This window comes from Rhizobacter sp. P2_H3 (genome assembly GCF_056403355.1).
The window spans coordinates 1-15517 of record NZ_JBFUFQ010000137.1; the positions used below are offsets into that span (position 1 = coordinate 1).

Sequence of the window (15517 nt, forward strand, 5' to 3'; positions counted from 1 at the left end):
GCCTTGGCCAGGCGCGCGAACTCCATGCCGTCGATCTCGGGCATCTGGATGTCGCACAGGATCAGGTCAGGCTTCTCGCGCCGAGCGATGTCCAGCCCGACGCGCCCGTCGACCGCCTTCAGCGTCTCGAAGCCGAACGCGCGCAGCAGGTAGTCCATCAGCTCGCGGTTCATCGCGTTGTCTTCGACGATCAGCACCCGTGCGCCCATGCCGTCAGTCCTGCGCGATCGGCAGCACCAGCGTGAAGCGGCTGCCCCGGCCGACCTCGCTGCTCAGCTCGATGTGTCCACCCAGCAGCTCGGCCAGCTTGCGGCTCAGGTACAGGCCGAGGCCGGTGCCCTCGGTGCGCGCCCGCGCAGCACTGCTGCCCACCCGCGCGAAGGCCTGGAACAGCGTGGCCTGGTCCTGCGCCGAGATGCCGGCACCGGTGTCGGTCACCGCCAGCTCGACGCAGCGGTCCACGTCGCGGTCCCTGAAGCCGACCGACATCGACACCGTGCCCGCTTCGGTGAACTTGATCGCGTTGTTCACCAGGTTGATCAGGATCTGGTGCACCGCGCGGCGGTCGGTGTGCACCTCGATCGCGCCGTCGGGCATCTGCACCAGCAGCCGCAGCCCCTTGCCCTCGGCCACCGGCTGCAGCGTGGACGCCACCTCGTCCACCAGCGAGCGGCAGGCCACCGGGACCAGCTGCATCTGCACGTTGCCGGAATCGATCTTCGCCAGGTCCAGCAGGTCGTTGATCAGCGACAGCAGGTGCTTGGCGCTGGACTGCACCATGCCCAGCTGCTTCTCCTGGTCGGACGTCAGCGGCCCCGGCAGCTTCATCAGCAGCAGGCCGGTGAAGCCGATCACCGCGTTCAGCGGCGTGCGCAACTCGTGGCTCATGGTCGCGAGGAACTTGTCCTTGGCCTGGTTGGCCCGCTCGAGCTCGAGGTTCTTCTCCTGCAGCGCGTGCTCGACGCGCCGGCGCTCGGTGATGTCGCGGATCGAGCTGCTGACCAGCGTGCCGTCCTCGGTCTCCAGCGGGCTCAGGCTGATCTCGACCGGAAACTCCGAGCCGTCGCGCCGCCGCCCGTGCAGTTCCAGGCCTTCGCCCATCGAGCGCACCTTCGGGTCGGCGATGAAGCGCGTGCGGTGCCCGGGATGGTTGCCGCGGAAGCGCTCGGGCACCAGCAGGTCCACCGACTGRCCCAGCAGCTCGGCACGCGGGTAGCCGAACAGCCGCTCGGTCTGCGTGTTGACCAGCACGATGTGGCCGTCGCGGTCGACGATGACGATGGCATCGGGGGCCGATTCGAGCAGGCCGCGGAACTTCTGCTCGGCCTTGCGGCGGTAGGTCATGTCGCGGATCGCGCTCATGCCCATGCGCCCGGCCTCGGTCTCCAGCGGGCTCAGGCTGATCTCGACCGGAAACTCCTCGCCGTTCTTGCGCAGCCCGTACAGCTGCAACCCCAGGCCCATCTCGCGCGTGCGCGACTGCGCCATGTAGTGCGCCCGGTGCCCGACATGCGCGCCGCGAAAGCGCTCGGGCATCAGCATCTCCAGCGGCCGGCCGGCGATCTCGTCGCGGCGGTAGCCGAAGACCGCCTCGGCCTGGCCATTGACGAACACGATGCGGCCGATGTCGTTGACGATCACGATCGCGTCCGGCGTCGATTCGAGCAGGCCGCGGTAGCGGGTGTCGATCAGGTCGGCATCGCGCTGCATCTTCATGTGGGTGACGTCGGCCAGGCGGTGCAGGTGGCCGCCGACCTGGCCGGCCACCGGCTCGAGCATCCGCGTCGACGCCAGCACGTAGATCAGCGAGCCGTCGCGGCAGCGGCGCACCACCTCGCGGCTGCGCTCGTCGCCCACCGGCTCGGGCGGGTCCGTGGGCGCCAGCAGCTCCGGGAGCAGCCGGCCGATCGCCTCGTCGCGCCGGTAGCCGAACATCGCCTCGGCGGCCGGGTTCCACCAGGTGACGCGGCCGTCGTCCCCGGTGGCGATCAAGGCGTCCGGCGACTCCTGCGAGAGTCGCGCGGCCAGGGGGTCGGCTGTCGTCATGGCGAGTCCTCCCGCACGACGGCCGAAACAGCGCGCGGGCCGCGTGCAGTGCATTGTTGTCGATGTAACAGACCGCATTGGGCACCTTGCCCGGCGGTTGCGCAAGAGGCGCGAGCCGGCGCAGCTCGACGGACGAGGCTAGTCGGAACCCACGGGCAGCGGAATGCCCGATTCTGCAAAGACTTCCCGCACGACCGCCAAGCCGTTGAGCGCAGCCGGGAACCCCGCGTAGACAGCCATCTGCATCACCACCTCGACGATTTCACGGGGCGAGCAGCCGACATGAAGGGCGGCGTGAACGTGCACCCGAAGTTGAGGCCGGGCATGACCGAGGGCACACAGCGCCGCGACCGTGGCGAGTTCGCGTTCGCGCAGGCCCAGCCCCTTGCGCGCATAGATGTCACCGAACGGGAACTCGACGATGTAGCGCGCGAAATCGGGAAAGGATTTCGCCAGCCCCTCCACAACCTCCAGGCCCGCGGGGCCGTCGACGGCAGCCAGCATCGCGGCGCCGCGTTCGTAGCGGTCGGCGCTCATCGTGCGGTGGGGCAGATTGCAGCGAGGCTGCCTGCGGCGATGGGATGTCTGACGGTCATGAGCGGCTCCTGAATGTGCGATGCAAGCCACTGTAGGCGCAGGCCTCGGCATGGGGAATGACCAAGTTGGTGATACCTTTTCGGTATGTCATCACGCTTGGATTCCCGCTCTCTTGCACTCTTCCTGGCCGTGGCCGACACGTCGAGCTTCCGGCAGGCCGCCGAGACGCTGCATGTGTCCCAACCACCGTTGAGCCGTGCGATCCGTGAACTCGAGGAGCGGCTGGGTGCACGCCTGTTCGACCGCGGTACCCAGGGTGTGAGCCTCACCGAGGCTGGCCGCAAGCTGCTGCCCTACGCGCGAAGCGTCGGGAGATTGCTCCGTGAAGCCGAGGCCAGCCTGGCGCATGAGGGCATGCCGCAGAGTTTGAGGCTCGGCCTGACGAGCGCTGTCGAACCGGCGTGGTTCGGTGGGCTCGCGGAACGGATCCAGGCGAGGCATCCCGACACGGCCGTGTCGGTGATCGTCGACACGTCCCCCAGGCTCGTGCGCCAACTGCGCGCCGGCCGATTGGCGGCAGCTTTCATCGCGCTACCCACGGAGGCCTCTGGTCTTGACGTGATGGAGCTTGACCGGGTGCCGATGATGGTGGCGATGCCATCGTCCCACGGCCTGGCCCGGCGCCGAACCGTCCGGCTCGCCGATCTCGCCGCAGAGGTCATTTTCTGGTTCGAGCGTGCGCGTCAGCCTGCGTTCTACGACCACTGCCAGCGTGTTTTCGCCCATCACGGCTTTGCGCCGCGGAAGGTCAAGGAGCCGGCTGACCATCACGTGTTGCTGGCCGATGTGGCGGGTGGGCGTGGCATTGCCTTGCTGMCAAGATCGTTCGCGGGGTTGCGTCGGGCAGGTGTTTCCTATCGGTCTCTGGTCGAGGGCGAGGAGCTGGCCGTCGGCATCGGATTGGCCACGCCTCGAAACAAGGAGGTCGTGCGGGACTTCCTGGTCGTCGCGGGCCTCGGTACCAGCAAGGCGCGCGAGGTCAAGGCGCCGAGGGCCGGGTAGGAAGGCGAAGGCGGCCCCCTCAGGCCTTGCACCTGGGAGCCGCCTCGATGCCCAGCGCGGCATAGGCCATCGCCGCTTCGGCGGCATAGCCGACCGGCATGACATTGCCGGCGGCGCTGGACAACTGAAAGGCGCCTTCCATCATCGCGAGCAGGCCTGCGGCGAGCGTGTCGGCCGTGACCGTGCTGCGCCGTTCCTCGGCGAGGCAGTCGGCGACGAGCTGGCGCAGCGCCGCGAGTTCTTCGGCAATGGCCTGCTCGTACAGCGMGCGCACCTCGGGCTGTCGCACGGCTTCGGCGCCCACCATCACCCAGGCCGCCACCATGTCGGGCGCCGCGCCTGCACCCAGCCCCAGCCGCGCCTGCACATAGGCCTGCAGGCGTTCGCGTGGTGAAGCCGAGGCATCGGCCAGCGCCGCGAAGCGGTTGCGAGCGTATTCCACGATGGCCTGCACCAGCGACATCAGGATCTCCTGCTTGCTCTTGAAGTGGTAGTGCAGGAGTCCTGGCGTCAGCCCGGCTTCGCGGGCGATCGCCTGCACTGTGGCCTTCTCGTAGCCGTGCTGTGCCATGACCGGCAGCATGGCCGCCACGATCGAGGCGCGGCGGCTTTCGGTGTTGATGGTGCTTCGGGTGCGGGCCATGGCGACAGATATTTTTGGCTATGCGACCAAATTATCGTTGCAATCGGCCGGCTCGGGCTTTAGAGTTTCGATAAGTTGGTTGATTGACCAAATAATGAAACGGAAGCCCATGACGAAGCCTGCAGCCGACATCCCCTGCGCCGCGTCTTCGGTGTCGCCGCTGGCGGCCGACGCCGGGTTCTGCATGCTCATCCCCGGCTTCCTCACCAGGCAGGAGTGCCGTGAGCACATCGCGCAGAGCGACGCGCGCGGATTTGAGGGCGCCGGCAGCCACTACCCGCCTTCGTACCGCAACAACGAACGCCAGGTCGTCGACGATCCGGTGCTGGCGCGGCGCCTCGGCGAGCGCCTGTTCGTGCACGTGCCCGAGCATCTGCTGCTCGATGGTCAACGCTGGGCGTTCGACAGCCTCAACGAGCGTTTCCGATTCTGTCGCTATGGCGCGGGTCAGCAGTTCAATGTGCACCGGGACGGCGTGCACTACCGCGGGCCTGATCGCCGCTCGTGCCTGACCTTCATGGTCTACCTCACCGATGGCGATGCATTCGGCGGCGGCGACACCGTCTTCTACTCCGCTGGCCCGGGCGGCGAGACCGGTGGAGCCCCGGCGCGCGAGATCGGCCGCGTGCGGCCCTGCGCCGGCAGCCTGATCGTCTTCGATCACAGCCTGTGGCATGCAGGCGCGGTGGTGACCCAGGGCGTGAAGCACATTCTTCGAAGTGACGTGCTGTACCGCCGCGAAGGAGAGAGCCGACCGCAAGGTGCTTTCGAGCCCGGCCACGACGGCTACGTGTGGACGATGGCGCGGCTCGGCGAAGACCTGCTGGCCAGCGGTGGACGCGACGGGCTGATCCGCCTGTGGCGCCTCGACGGTGCGTCGCACGGAACGCTGCCGGGCCATCGCCAATCGGTGCTCGGACTGGCCGCGCTGGCCGACGGCAGCCTGGCATCGATCTCGCGCGATGGCGACCTGCGCCTGTGGGACGTGCAAGCAGGGACGTGCACGCGTGTCGTGAAGGCGCATGCCGGCAGCGGCCTTGCGGTGCTCGCTCTGCAAGACGGCACGTTGGCGACCGGCGGCGCCGATGGATCTGTCCGGCATTGGCAGGCCGACGGCTCACTGATCGCGACGCACGACGGTCACGGCGGTTGGGTGTGGTCGCTGGCCGAGTCCGCGCAGGGGCAGCTGGTCTCGGCCAGTGAGGACGGGGCGCTGCGTGTGTGGGACCTGCGTGCCGGCCGTTGCATCGCCACGCTGCCGGGCGCTGCACCGCTGCGTGATGTGGTCGCGCTGGGTATCGACCGACTGGCCAGCGGAGACAGCGAGGGCTGCGTCATGACCTGGGCGCGCTCAGGCGGGGCGTGGATCCCGGTGCGCAGCCTGCGTGCCCACCGTGCGGCGGTGCGCCGGCTGCGCGTGATCGGCGATGGCCTGCTCGCCAGCGCCGGCGAAGACAATCGTGTATGCGTCTGGCGCCTGGCCGATCAGGGCCTGTGCGCCGAGTCACACCATGAGGACTTCGCGACCGACGTGATGCGCGTCCCTGGCGGCTACCTCAGCTGCGCCTACGATGGGCGCATCATCTCGCACGCTCTTTGATGCCACTGCCGTGGACGATCTCTTTCCAGGCTGGCAGCGCGCGTGGGCATCGACCGGGCTGGCCGAGCCGTCGCGCACCTGCTTCGAGGCCCTGTGCAGTGCGTACGCCGAGCCGCAGCGGCACTACCACTCGCTGCAGCACTTGCGGGAATGCCTGGCGCAAGCCGATGAGATCGAGCGCCTTGCGCAGCGCCCGGGCGAAGTGCTGATCGCGCTGTGGTTCCACGACGCCGTCTACGACCCCCAGGCGCGTGGCAACGAGCGGCGCAGCGCCGACTGGGCGCGAGAGGTCATCACGCTGAGCGGGGACGCCGAAGCCGCCGCGCGAGTGCACGCGCTGGTGATGGCGACCGAGCACCATGCCGTGCCCGAGACGCCCGATGCCCAGGTACTGGTCGATGTGGATCTGTCGATCCTCGGCGCTCACGCCGCGCGCTTCGATGAATATGAGCGGCAGGTGCGCGAGGAGTACCTCCACGTGCCGGCGTTCGTCTACCGAATGAAGCGCCGCGCCGTGCTGCAAGGCTTCCTGTCACGGCCGCGGCTCTTCAACACGGATGCCCACCTTGAACGCCTGGAGGGAACGGCTCGCGCCAACCTGCGCCGCTCCATCGAGGCAACCGACCTCAGTCATCGGCCATCTTGATCGACAGCTCGACGTCCCACAGCAGCTTTCTCGGCTCGAGGGCCGCTCAGGCTTGAGCGGCAATCGCGCCCATCAGAAGGCAAAAACTGCACGGCTACTTCGTGGCAGCCTGCGCCGACCACCGTGCCATCGTCTGCATCGTCCGCTGGATCGGCTCGGGGCCGATGCTCTCCGAGCCGGCGAACGGCCGGTCCATCGCGGCGATGAAGAAGAACACCAGGCCGAACACGCCCGACAGCAGGCCCATCGCGGTGATGTTGAACGCAGAGCGCGGCAGCACGTAGGTCGTCAACAGGGTCAGCATCGTCGCCAGCACGACGACGCTCCACAGCGTGCTGGGCACCTGCGCCTCGCTGGCCTGGGTGCGTTCCCGGCGAGCCCGGATCAGTTCGTTGGTGCGTGCCCAGATCTCCGGCATCAAGGCCGCTTCGCGCGGCCCCGCCGGGTCGATGCGGCCGACCGCGCGAAACATGTCGTCGAGCAGGTCGCGCGCCTGCTCCGGCAGTTCGCCCCTGCGCATCGCGGCCCATTCCTGATCGACCACCACCGCGGCGTACTTCTGCAGCAGGTCGCGGGCCTGGCGCGCTGGCACGGTGTCGTAGACCACCAGGTCGCGCGCCAGCGCCGTCATCACGACGGCCTCGGTGCGCACCGCCTTCTCGGCCGAGCCGAACGACTCCCACACCGAGATCGCCGAGAACGCGAGCAGCAGCGAGTTGATGGTGGCGATCACGCCGAGCAGCGCGATCGCGAGGTTGCGGTCGCTTTCGGCGAACGTGACGCGGCACACGCGCTGGAAGACGGCGTAGCCGACCAGCCCGACCAGGACCCAGCCGCCGCTGATCAAGAGGCCGAAAAGCCAGTTCGGAAGGTCGTAGAGGGCCAGTGGCATGCCGCCACGATAGCCATGCACTCCGCGCTGAGCCATCAGCGAATTGCTGAAATGCCCCTTCGAATAACCCGCGAGTGGAACAGCGCCGGGCGGGCTACGCCACCTGCGAACGCACCCACGAGACGATTTCCTGCGCCGGCAGCGCACCGCTGCGGCGGGCCACCTCCTTGCCGCCGCGGAACAGCAGCAGCGTCGGGATGCTGCGGATGCCGTAGGCGGCCGCGCTGCGCTGCGCCGCCTCGGTGTCGAGCTTCGCGAAGCGCACGCCGGGCAGTTGCCGCTGCGCCGCCTCGAACTGCGGGGCCATCGAGCGGCACGGGCCGCACCATTCGGCCCAGCAGTCCACCAGCAGCGGCATCTCGTTGCCGGCCACGTGGCGCTCGAGGCTCGCATCGTCGACCTCGATCGGGTGCGCCGGCAGCAGGCTCTTGCCGCACTGGCCGCACAGCGGGTCGTCGCCCAGCCGGGCGTCGGGCACGCGGTTGCGGGTCAGGCAGTGGGGGCAGACTATTTGCATGGCAGAACTCCTGTCGAAGCCGCGGGCCGAGCGCCGGACCGCCCCAAGCCGGCCCGCATCCCCCTGGGGGATCGGTTGATGTACCCGTCAACCGAGGGGCTCATAGTTCTCAGGGAAGAAATGGCGCTCGATCAGCTCGATCAGGATGTGCAGCACCTTGATGTGCAGCTCCTGCACGCGGTCGGCATAGCGGCCGCCCGGCGTGCAGACGTAGACGTCGGCGAGCGCCTCGAACTCCGGGTTGCGCTTGCCGGTGAGGGCGATCACCGACAGGCCGTTCGCCTTCGCGGCGCGGGCGGCGCGCAGGATGTTCTTGCTGGTGCCGCTGGTGCTGATCGCCAGCAGGCAATCGCCCGGCCGGCCGTGCGCCTCGACATAACGCGAGAACACCTGCTCGTAGCCGAGGTCGTTGCCGACGCAGCTCATGTGGCTGGCGTCGCTGATCGCCGCGGCGCCGAGGGGAGGGCGGTCGTCGCGGTAGCGGCCGGTCAGCTCTTCGGCGAAATGCATCGCATCGCACATCGAGCCGCCGTTGCCGCACGAGTAGACGCGGCCCTTGCGCTCGAAGACCTGGATCAGCAGCGCGGCCGCCTGCTCGACGCTCGCGAGGGCGGGGCCGTCGGACAGCAGTGCGTCGAGCGCGCGCTGGGCTTCGCGCAGGTTGGATTGGATGTGTTCGATCATGTCGGGTGTTCCATCGGTGCATCTGGGGACGGCCAGCCCGTCCGCAATGCCCCGAGGTTAACCCTTGGCCGCGCCCAATTCGCCGGCAGCCGGGGCAATCCGACGCAGCCGGGGCGCATGCAGGGACAGCACGCAGACCGCCCAGCACACCCACGCGGTCCACAGCGAGTGGCTCAGGTAGTGCGCGCCGCGCATCACCTGCACCCAGGCGAAGACGCTGCCGCACGCCAGCGTGATGGCCAGCCAGCGGCGCGCGGCCACCGGGGCCACCCGGCGCAGCGCGAACCAGCCGGCGAGGAACGAGAACGCGGTCGACGCGTGGCCGGACGGGAAGCACTGGCCCGAGCCGCCGTCGCGTTTCCAGAACTGCCAGTGCGGCACGTAGTCGAGCACGTCGCCGCCGAAGCGGGCCAGGTCCCACGGGCAGCTGGTGGCGCTGTGGCGCTTGAGCAGCGGAACCAGGATCACGCAGGCCAGCGTGGTCGTCACCCACCAGACGCGCTCCCGCTTCGCCAGGCCGCGGGCGAACGGCAGCGGGCGCCAGATGCCGACCAGCAGCACGCCGAACAGCAGCCAGGCCGGCCAGCGCGCGGCATCGTGCAGCAGCGTGCCGGTGAGCCAGCGATCGCGCCACGCAAAGCCGTGGGCGTTGCCGAACCACGACGTGAGGGCCAGGTCGAGGCCGCTCAGGTCCCAGGCCAGCAGCACGGCCAGCGACAGCAGCACGACCATCAGGTCGGTGCGCAGCGGGGTGGGCGGCCGGGCTGGCGTGGCAGGAAAGGCGTGGGCGACCATGGGCAGCGATGCTCGCGACCCAGACTTAGGGCCGCCTTAGCTCGGGCACCCGGCGATCCGACCTTGTCAACTGCGTCACGCGGGATAAGCCATCCCCAAACCGTGTGATATGGTCGCGCCGCGCATGCCGCGGGGCTCAGCCCGTGGCGTGCAGCCTGGTCTCGGCGTACGAAGGAAAGTCGGTCAGACAAGAACCGGCACGGGAGGCGGCGCCTGTCGCAACTCATGGAAACTCCGATGTCGAAAACTCTGGCACAACTGAAAAAAGAGATCGCAACCCTCACGCGCGAAGCCGAGAAGCTGCAGCGCAAGGAAGTCGAAGGCGTCGTCGTACGCATCAAGGAAGCGATCGAGGCCTATGGCCTGACGGCCGCCGACCTGGGTCTCGGGGGCGCCAGGCGCGGCCCGAAGGCTGCCACCAAGAAGGTCGCAGCGAAGCGTGGTCGCAAGAAGGCGGGCGGTGACGTCAAGTTCCGCGACGAGTCCGGCAACGTCTGGGGCGGCCGCGGGCCGCGCCCGAAGTGGCTGCGTGATGCATTGGCCGCCGGCAAGCAACTGTCGGACTTCGCGGTCTAAAAAAGAAGCGCGATCCCTCGGTCGACGGGGACGTCGACCGATCCTCGGGTATTCCCTCTGGTCATTGATTTGCGATGAAATTCAAATAGCAAACGTTCGCGCAAACGTTTGCGTATGAAAACGACAGTCATAGCGACGAAAACGTGGTGCGAACGAAGTACTGTCCGGGCGGTTCATCGACCCGACGTCCGGGCAACAATCCACGCCTCGAGGAGACACTCGCAATGACGATCGCATTCCACAGCCGCCGCCGCAGCATCGCCGTGGCCGCCACGGCCCTGGCCGCCGGCTTCTTCCTGACCGCCGCCCATGCCGACGACGCCAAGCCGCGCGTCGGCCTGGTGATGAAGTCGCTGGCCAACGAGTTCTTCAAGAACATGACCGAAGGCGCGCTGGCCCACGAGAAGAAGCGCGGCGACTTCTCGCTGAAGGCCGTCGGCATGCAGTCGGAGACCGACTTCGACGCGCAGACCGCCGCGGTCGAGAACTTCGTGACGCAGAAGTACGACGTGATCGTGATCGCGCCGGCCGATTCGCGGGCGATGGTCGCGCCGGTCGCGAAGGCGCTGAAGGCCGGCATCACGGTCGTCAACTTCGACGTGGCGCTGGATCCCGCAGCGATGAAGAAGGCCGGCCTCGACCTCGCCTTCGTCGGCCCTGACAACCGCGCCGGCGCCAAGATGGCCGGCGATGAACTCGCGAAGGCGATCGGCCCGGGCGCCAAGATCGTCATCATCGAAGGCAACCCCGGCGCCGACAACGCGCTGCAGCGCAAGCTGGGCTTCGAGGACGCGGCCAAGGCCGGCAAGCTGAACATCGTCGCGTCGCAGACCGCGCACTGGGAGACCGAGGAGGCGAACGCCGTCTTCACGAACATCCTGACCGCCAACCCCGACATCAAGGGCGTGATGGTCGCCAACGACTCGATGGCGCTCGGCGTCTCGAAGGCGCTCGATGCCGCGGGCAAGTCCGGGCAGATCAAGGTGGTGGGCTTCGACAACATCCCGGCCATCCGCCCGCTGATCAAGCAGGGCAAGGTGCTCGCCACCGTCGACCAGTTCGGCACCGAGATGGCCGCCAACGCGATCGACTACGGCATCAAGTCGCGCAAGGACAAGCAGCCGCTGAAGGGCTGGGTCAAGACGCCGATCGAGCTCGTCACGGCCAAGAACCTGAAGTAAAACCGCGCTGTCCAGGGAGCCCGCGCGTGGACCAGCACGACAACAACATCACCGCCACCACCGCCACCGTCGCGCTCGAGCTGCAGGGCTTGACGCGCCGGCACCCCGGCGTGATCGCGCTCGACGGCGTCGACCTCACGCTGAGGCGCGGCGAGGTGCACGCGCTGGCCGGCGAGAACGGCGCCGGCAAGTCCAGCCTGATCAAGATCCTGTGCGGCGCCGACCGCCCCGACGCCGGCCGCATGCGGCTGTTCGGCGAGGCCTACGCGCCGCAGTCGCCGCTGGCGGCGATGCGCGCCGGCATCCGCGTCGTGCACCAGGAGCTGCACATGCTGGGCGAGCTGTCGGTGGCCGAGAACCTGCTGTTCGAGCGGTTGCCGCGCACCCGGCTCGGCCTGCTCGACCGCGCCGCGATGGACCAGCGGGCGCGCGAGCTGCTCGCGCTGGTCGGGCTGGACGAGCTGTCGCCGGCCACGCGCGTCGGCACGCTGGGCATGGCGCAGCAGCAGTTGATCGAGATCGCGAAGGCGCTGTCGAACCAGCGCGGCGGCGGGGCTGCGGGAACCGCGCGCATCGTCATCATGGACGAACCCACCGCCACGCTGACCCCGCGCGAGACCGACCGCCTGCTGGCGATCATCCGCAAGCTGCGCGACGACGGCGTCACGGTGGTGTTCGTCTCGCACCACCTGCAGGAGCTGTTCGAGGTCTGCGACCGCGTCACGGTGCTGCGCAACGGCCGGCACGTCGCGACGCAGCCGATGGCCGGCACCTCGACCGGCGAGCTGGTGCGGCTGATGGTGGGGCGCGAGCTGGTCGAGCGGCCGCCGCGCGTTGCGCCGGTGCTCGACGCGAACCAGCCCACGGCGCTGCGCGTCGAAGGCCTGCGCCACGCCGGCCGGCGCGAGCTGTCGTCCGAGGCCGCGCCGATCAGTTTCAGCCTGCGCTACGGCGAGATCGTCGGGCTCGCCGGCCTGGTCGGCTCCGGCCGCACCGAGACGCTGCGCGCGATCTTCGGCGCCGACCGCGCGGCCGCCGGGCAAGTCTTCCGCGACGACCGCCCGGTGCACATCGCGAGCCCGCGTGATGCGCTCGCGCACGGCATCTGCCTCGTCACCGAGAACCGCAAGGAAGAGGGCCTGGTGCTCGACATGCCGATCCGCGCCAACCTCAGCCTGGCGCAGCTCGGTGCGGTGTCGCGCGGCGGGCTGCTGAAGGCCGAGGCCGAGAACGYCGCCGCGCGCCACATGGCCGGCGAGCTGCAGATCCGGCTCGCGTCGATCGCGCAGCCGGTGCGCCAGCTGTCCGGCGGCAACCAGCAGAAGGTGGTGCTCGGCAAGTGGCTGCTGCGCGACCCGAAGGTGCTGCTGCTCGACGAGCCGACGCGTGGCGTCGACGTCGGGGCCAAGGCCGAGATCCATGCGCTGCTCGAACGCATGGCCGCGCAGGGCATGGCGGTGCTGGTGGTGTCGTCCGACCTGCGCGAGCTGATCGGCCTGTGCGACCGCATGCTGGTGATGAGCCGCGGCGTGCTGGTCGGCGAGGTGCCGCGCGCGCAGTTCGATGAAGAGGCCATCCTCGCGATGGCCTACTGTGAATACCTGGTGCGTCCGCAGCAAGCGGCACGTGCAGCGGCCTGAGGCATGGATGCGATGCAAACGATGAACCTGACTCCCCCGAAACCCGCCGGCAATGCCTCGGCGGGCGACCGCGCCGCGCTGGTGCTGCGCGAGGCCGGCATCGGCCTGGCGCTGCTGCTGCTGGTGGGCGTGTTCGCGCTGCTGTCGCCGATCTTCCTGACGGCCGGCAACCTGACGAACATCTTCACGCAGATCTCGATCAACGTGGTCCTCGCGGTCGGCATGACCTTCGTGATCCTGATCGGCGGCATCGACCTGTCGGTCGGCTCGGTGATGGCGTTCTGCGCGGTGGTGGCCGGCACGGTGCTGAAGCTCGACGGGCTCGAGCCGGCGGCGGCGATCCCGCTGGCACTCGCCGCCAGCATCGCGGTCGGCGCGGCCTGCGGGCTGGTCAACGGCGCGGTGTCGGCGTGGTGGGCGATCCCGTCGTTCATCGTCACGCTCGGCATGCTGAACATCGCGCGCGGCGCGGCGCTGCAATGGACGCAGGCGCGCTCCATCTACGAATTCCCCGACGCCTTCAACGACTTCGGCAGCGCCACGCTGCTGGGCGTGCCGGCGATCTTCCTGGTGGCGCTGGCGCTGGTGGCGGCCGGCTGGTTCGTGCTCAACCGCACCGTGTTCGGCCGGCTGGTCTACGCGATCGGCAACAACGAGGAGGCGGTGCGGCTGGCCGGCCACAACGTTCGCTTCCACAAGATCGCGGCCTTCGTGATCTGCGGCGCGGCGGTCGGCGTCGGCGCGGTGATCTACATGACGCGGCTGACGATCGCGAGCCCGATCTCGGGCATCGGCTTCGAGCTGAACGCGATCGCGGCGGTGATCATCGGCGGCACCAGCCTGTCCGGCGGGCGCGGCTCGATCATCGGCACGCTGCTCGGAGCGTGCATCATCGGGGTCCTGGCCAACGGCCTGATCCTGATCGGCATGAGCGACTTCCTTCGACAGATGGTCACCGGTTTCGTCATCATCCTCGCGGTGGTGCTGGACGTGCTGCGCGCACGGCTGGCGCAGCGTGCCGCGCGATGAACCACACCGAACGCAGCGGCGGCAGCGGCCGCGACGCGCGGGTGCCGGCCCGCCTCAGCACCATCAAGGACGTGGCGCAGCAGGCCCAGGTGTCGGTGACGACGGTGTCGCACGTGGTCAACGGCACGCGCTTCGTCAGCGAGGCGGCTCGCCAGCGGGTGCAGCAGGCGATCGAGGAGCTGCGCTACGTGCCGAGCGCGCTGGCGCGCAGCCTGAAGAGCAACCGCACCCACACCGTCGGGATGATGATCCCGAACAGCTCGAACCCGTATTTCGCCGAGATCATCCGCGGCATCGAGGACACCTGCTACGAAGCCGGCTTCAACGTGATCCTGTGCAACTCCGACGACGACCCGCTGAAGCAGAGCACCTACGTGCGCCTGCTCAGCGAGAAGCAGGTCGACGGGCTGATCGTGATGTCGTCCGGTGCCGATGGCGAGCTGCTCGACACGCTGCGCGACGCCAACATGCCGCAGGTGGTGGTCGACCGCGAGATCGACGACCTGGAGGCCGACCTGGTCGAGGTCAACCACGAGGCGGGTGGCGTGATCGCGACCGAGCACCTGCTGTCGCTCGGGCACCGGCGCATCGCCTGCATCGCCGGGCCGCAGACGCTCTCGTCGGCGCGCCAGCGCGTGCTGGGCTACCACCGCGCGCTGCGCGAAGCCGGCCTGGCGGTCGACGACCGGCTGCTGCGCAGCGCCGATTTCACGAGCGCCGGCGGCCATGCCGCGATGGTCTCGCTGCTGCAGGCCGGCGTGCAGCCGACCGCGGTGTTCGTCTCGAACGACCTGATGGCGATCGGCGCGGTCTGCGCGGCGGCCTCGCACGGGCTGCGCATTCCGCAGGACCTGTCGGTGATCGGTTTCGACGACATCGCGCTGTCGGCCTACAGCAACCCGCCGCTGACGACAGTCGCGCAGCCCAAGCACCGCACCGGCGAGCTGGCGGCGCAGCTGCTGATGCAGCGCATCGCCGACCGCGGGCGCGCGTTGCAGCGCGAGATCCTGCAGCCGTCGCTGACGGTGCGCCACTCGACGGGGCCGGTGCCCACATGACTCGGAACATCGTCGTGCTCGGCAGCGTGAATGCCGACCTGGTGCTGCGCTGCGAGCGCCTGCCGGCGCCCGGCGAGACGGTGCACGGGCGCGAGTTCAAGGTGCTGCCGGGCGGCAAGGGCGCGAACCAGGCGGTGGCCGCGGCGCGGCTGGGCGCGGCGGTCAGCTTCATCGGCTGTGTCGGTGCCGACGACCATGGGCGCGAGGCGCGCCGCCGGCTCGCGGCCGAGGGCGTCGAGCTCACGCACCTGGCCGACGTGGCGCAGCCCACCGGCGTCGCGATGATCCTGGTCGACGACCGCGGGCAGAACAGCATCGCGCTGTCGGCCGGCGCAAACGCGGCGCTCGGTGTCGCGCAGGTCGAGGCGGCCGCGGCGCAGATCGCGTCGGCGGCGCTGCTGGTGTGCCAGCTCGAATCGCCGCTCGCGGCGGTGGCGCGGGCGATCGCCATCGCGCAGGCGGCCGGCGTGCCGGTGCTGCTGAACCCGGCGCCGGCGCAGGCGCTGCCGGCGGCGCTGCTGCAGCAGGTCGACATCCTGGTGCCGAACGAGAGCGAGGCGGCGGTGCTGCTCGGCGAGGCGCTGGCACCGGCCGATGCAGCGGCGCGGCTG

17 protein-coding genes are annotated in these 15517 nt (G+C 69.3%); 9 read left to right on the plus strand and 8 right to left on the minus strand.

Annotated features, from left to right (window positions below; translation table 11 throughout):
• From AC1D1T_RS21495 to AC1D1T_RS21505, 3 genes are all read right to left on the minus strand, one after another.
• The coding region (locus AC1D1T_RS21495) for a response regulator (protein WP_477992456.1) at positions 1 to 209 on the minus strand (209 nt) is incomplete at its 3' end.
• Between the two features lie 4 nt (positions 210 to 213).
• Entirely contained in the window at positions 214 to 2046 is a 1833-nt protein-coding gene (locus AC1D1T_RS21500) for a PAS domain S-box protein (RefSeq protein ID WP_477840929.1), read from the minus strand.
• A gap of 138 nt (positions 2047 to 2184) precedes the next feature.
• Entirely contained in the window at positions 2185 to 2583 is a 399-nt protein-coding gene (locus tag AC1D1T_RS21505; protein ID WP_047504929.1) for a carboxymuconolactone decarboxylase family protein, read from the minus strand.
• A gap of 144 nt (positions 2584 to 2727) precedes the next feature.
• Between AC1D1T_RS21505 and AC1D1T_RS21510 the strand changes: the two genes are divergently transcribed.
• Positions 2728 to 3645, plus strand: a complete 918-nt coding sequence (locus AC1D1T_RS21510; protein ID WP_477992457.1) for a LysR family transcriptional regulator — start codon at positions 2728 to 2730, stop codon at positions 3643 to 3645.
• A 19-nt stretch (positions 3646 to 3664) separates the two neighbouring features.
• On the opposite strand, the gene AC1D1T_RS21515 is transcribed toward AC1D1T_RS21510, so the two are convergent.
• A complete protein-coding gene (locus tag AC1D1T_RS21515; protein ID WP_477992458.1) occupies positions 3665 to 4228 on the minus strand; it encodes a TetR/AcrR family transcriptional regulator in 564 nt (187 codons plus the stop codon).
• On the opposite strand from AC1D1T_RS21515, the gene AC1D1T_RS21520 reads away from it, so the two are divergent.
• Both AC1D1T_RS21520 and AC1D1T_RS21525 read left to right on the plus strand, forming a co-directional pair.
• A complete protein-coding gene (locus AC1D1T_RS21520) occupies positions 4227 to 5888 on the plus strand; it encodes a 2OG-Fe(II) oxygenase (protein ID WP_477992459.1) in 1662 nt (553 codons plus the stop codon). The genes AC1D1T_RS21515 and AC1D1T_RS21520 overlap by 2 nt on opposite strands.
• 10 nt (positions 5889 to 5898) lie before the next feature.
• Positions 5899 to 6534: an HD domain-containing protein gene (locus AC1D1T_RS21525; protein WP_477841148.1), complete on the plus strand. Its 636-nt coding sequence runs from the start codon at positions 5899 to 5901 to the stop codon at positions 6532 to 6534.
• A 94-nt stretch (positions 6535 to 6628) separates the two neighbouring features.
• Here AC1D1T_RS21525 and AC1D1T_RS21530 read toward each other — a convergent pair whose 3' ends face one another.
• The 4 genes from AC1D1T_RS21530 to AC1D1T_RS21545 all read right to left on the minus strand — a co-directional run bounded on the left by AC1D1T_RS21530 (position 6629) and on the right by AC1D1T_RS21545 (position 9422).
• Positions 6629 to 7426 carry a bestrophin-like domain gene (locus AC1D1T_RS21530; protein ID WP_477827074.1) on the minus strand — a complete coding sequence of 266 codons (798 nt, stop codon included), beginning with the start codon at positions 7424 to 7426 and terminating at the stop codon, positions 6629 to 6631.
• Between the two features lie 94 nt (positions 7427 to 7520).
• Complete coding sequence (trxC, locus tag AC1D1T_RS21535; RefSeq protein WP_047504939.1) at positions 7521 to 7943, minus strand: thioredoxin TrxC; 423 nt, start codon at positions 7941 to 7943, stop codon at positions 7521 to 7523.
• A gap of 87 nt (positions 7944 to 8030) precedes the next feature.
• Positions 8031 to 8627: an SIS domain-containing protein gene (locus tag AC1D1T_RS21540; RefSeq protein WP_047504940.1), complete on the minus strand. Its 597-nt coding sequence runs from the start codon at positions 8625 to 8627 to the stop codon at positions 8031 to 8033.
• 57 nt (positions 8628 to 8684) lie between these two features.
• On the minus strand, positions 8685 to 9422 hold the full coding sequence (locus AC1D1T_RS21545) for a phosphatase PAP2 family protein (RefSeq protein ID WP_465113027.1): 738 nt from the start codon (positions 9420 to 9422) through the stop codon (positions 8685 to 8687).
• Between the two features lie 237 nt (positions 9423 to 9659).
• Between AC1D1T_RS21545 and AC1D1T_RS21550 the strand changes: the two genes are divergently transcribed.
• From AC1D1T_RS21550 to AC1D1T_RS21575, 6 genes are all read left to right on the plus strand, one after another.
• Entirely contained in the window at positions 9660 to 9998 is a 339-nt protein-coding gene (locus AC1D1T_RS21550) for an H-NS histone family protein (RefSeq protein ID WP_477841154.1), read from the plus strand.
• Between the two features lie 224 nt (positions 9999 to 10222).
• Positions 10223 to 11179 (plus strand): sugar ABC transporter substrate-binding protein, encoded by a 957-nt coding sequence (locus AC1D1T_RS21555; RefSeq protein WP_052211616.1) that lies wholly within the window; start codon positions 10223 to 10225, stop codon positions 11177 to 11179.
• Positions 11180 to 11205: 26 nt separating this feature from the next.
• Positions 11206 to 12819 (plus strand): sugar ABC transporter ATP-binding protein, encoded by a 1614-nt coding sequence (locus tag AC1D1T_RS21560; RefSeq protein WP_477992460.1) that lies wholly within the window; start codon positions 11206 to 11208, stop codon positions 12817 to 12819.
• A 21-nt stretch (positions 12820 to 12840) separates the two neighbouring features.
• The gene (locus tag AC1D1T_RS21565) at positions 12841 to 13848 is read left to right on the plus strand and encodes an ABC transporter permease (RefSeq protein WP_052211652.1); all 1008 of its coding nucleotides are present in this window, start codon (positions 12841 to 12843) and stop codon (positions 13846 to 13848) included.
• Positions 13845 to 14906 (plus strand): LacI family DNA-binding transcriptional regulator, encoded by a 1062-nt coding sequence (locus AC1D1T_RS21570; protein WP_465113031.1) that lies wholly within the window; start codon positions 13845 to 13847, stop codon positions 14904 to 14906. Before AC1D1T_RS21565 ends, AC1D1T_RS21570 begins: the two co-directional genes overlap by 4 nt.
• Positions 14903 to 15517, plus strand: a 615-nt coding sequence (locus tag AC1D1T_RS21575; RefSeq protein ID WP_477992461.1) for a PfkB family carbohydrate kinase, incomplete at its 3' end; no start/stop codon positions are given. The genes AC1D1T_RS21570 and AC1D1T_RS21575, both read left to right, overlap by 4 nt.

What these genes read in the sequence shown, in the direction of transcription:
- AC1D1T_RS21505 (WP_047504929.1), bottom strand. Translation starts at nt 2,583, where the DNA reads ATGAGCGCCGACCGCTACGAACGCGGCGCCGCGATGCTGGCTGCCGTC.
- AC1D1T_RS21520 (WP_477992459.1), top strand. Translation starts at nt 4,227, where the DNA reads ATGGCCGCCACGATCGAGGCGCGGCGGCTTTCGGTGTTGATGGTGCTT.
- AC1D1T_RS21530 (WP_477827074.1), bottom strand. Translation starts at nt 7,426, where the DNA reads ATGCCACTGGCCCTCTACGACCTTCCGAACTGGCTTTTCGGCCTCTTG.
- trxC (WP_047504939.1), bottom strand. Translation starts at nt 7,943, where the DNA reads ATGCAAATAGTCTGCCCCCACTGCCTGACCCGCAACCGCGTGCCCGAC.
- AC1D1T_RS21540 (WP_047504940.1), bottom strand. Translation starts at nt 8,627, where the DNA reads ATGATCGAACACATCCAATCCAACCTGCGCGAAGCCCAGCGCGCGCTC.
- AC1D1T_RS21545 (WP_465113027.1), bottom strand. Translation starts at nt 9,422, where the DNA reads ATGGTCGCCCACGCCTTTCCTGCCACGCCAGCCCGGCCGCCCACCCCG.
- AC1D1T_RS21550 (WP_477841154.1), top strand. Translation starts at nt 9,660, where the DNA reads ATGTCGAAAACTCTGGCACAACTGAAAAAAGAGATCGCAACCCTCACG.
- AC1D1T_RS21555 (WP_052211616.1), top strand. Translation starts at nt 10,223, where the DNA reads ATGACGATCGCATTCCACAGCCGCCGCCGCAGCATCGCCGTGGCCGCC.
- AC1D1T_RS21565 (WP_052211652.1), top strand. Translation starts at nt 12,841, where the DNA reads ATGAACCTGACTCCCCCGAAACCCGCCGGCAATGCCTCGGCGGGCGAC.
- AC1D1T_RS21570 (WP_465113031.1), top strand. Translation starts at nt 13,845, where the DNA reads ATGAACCACACCGAACGCAGCGGCGGCAGCGGCCGCGACGCGCGGGTG.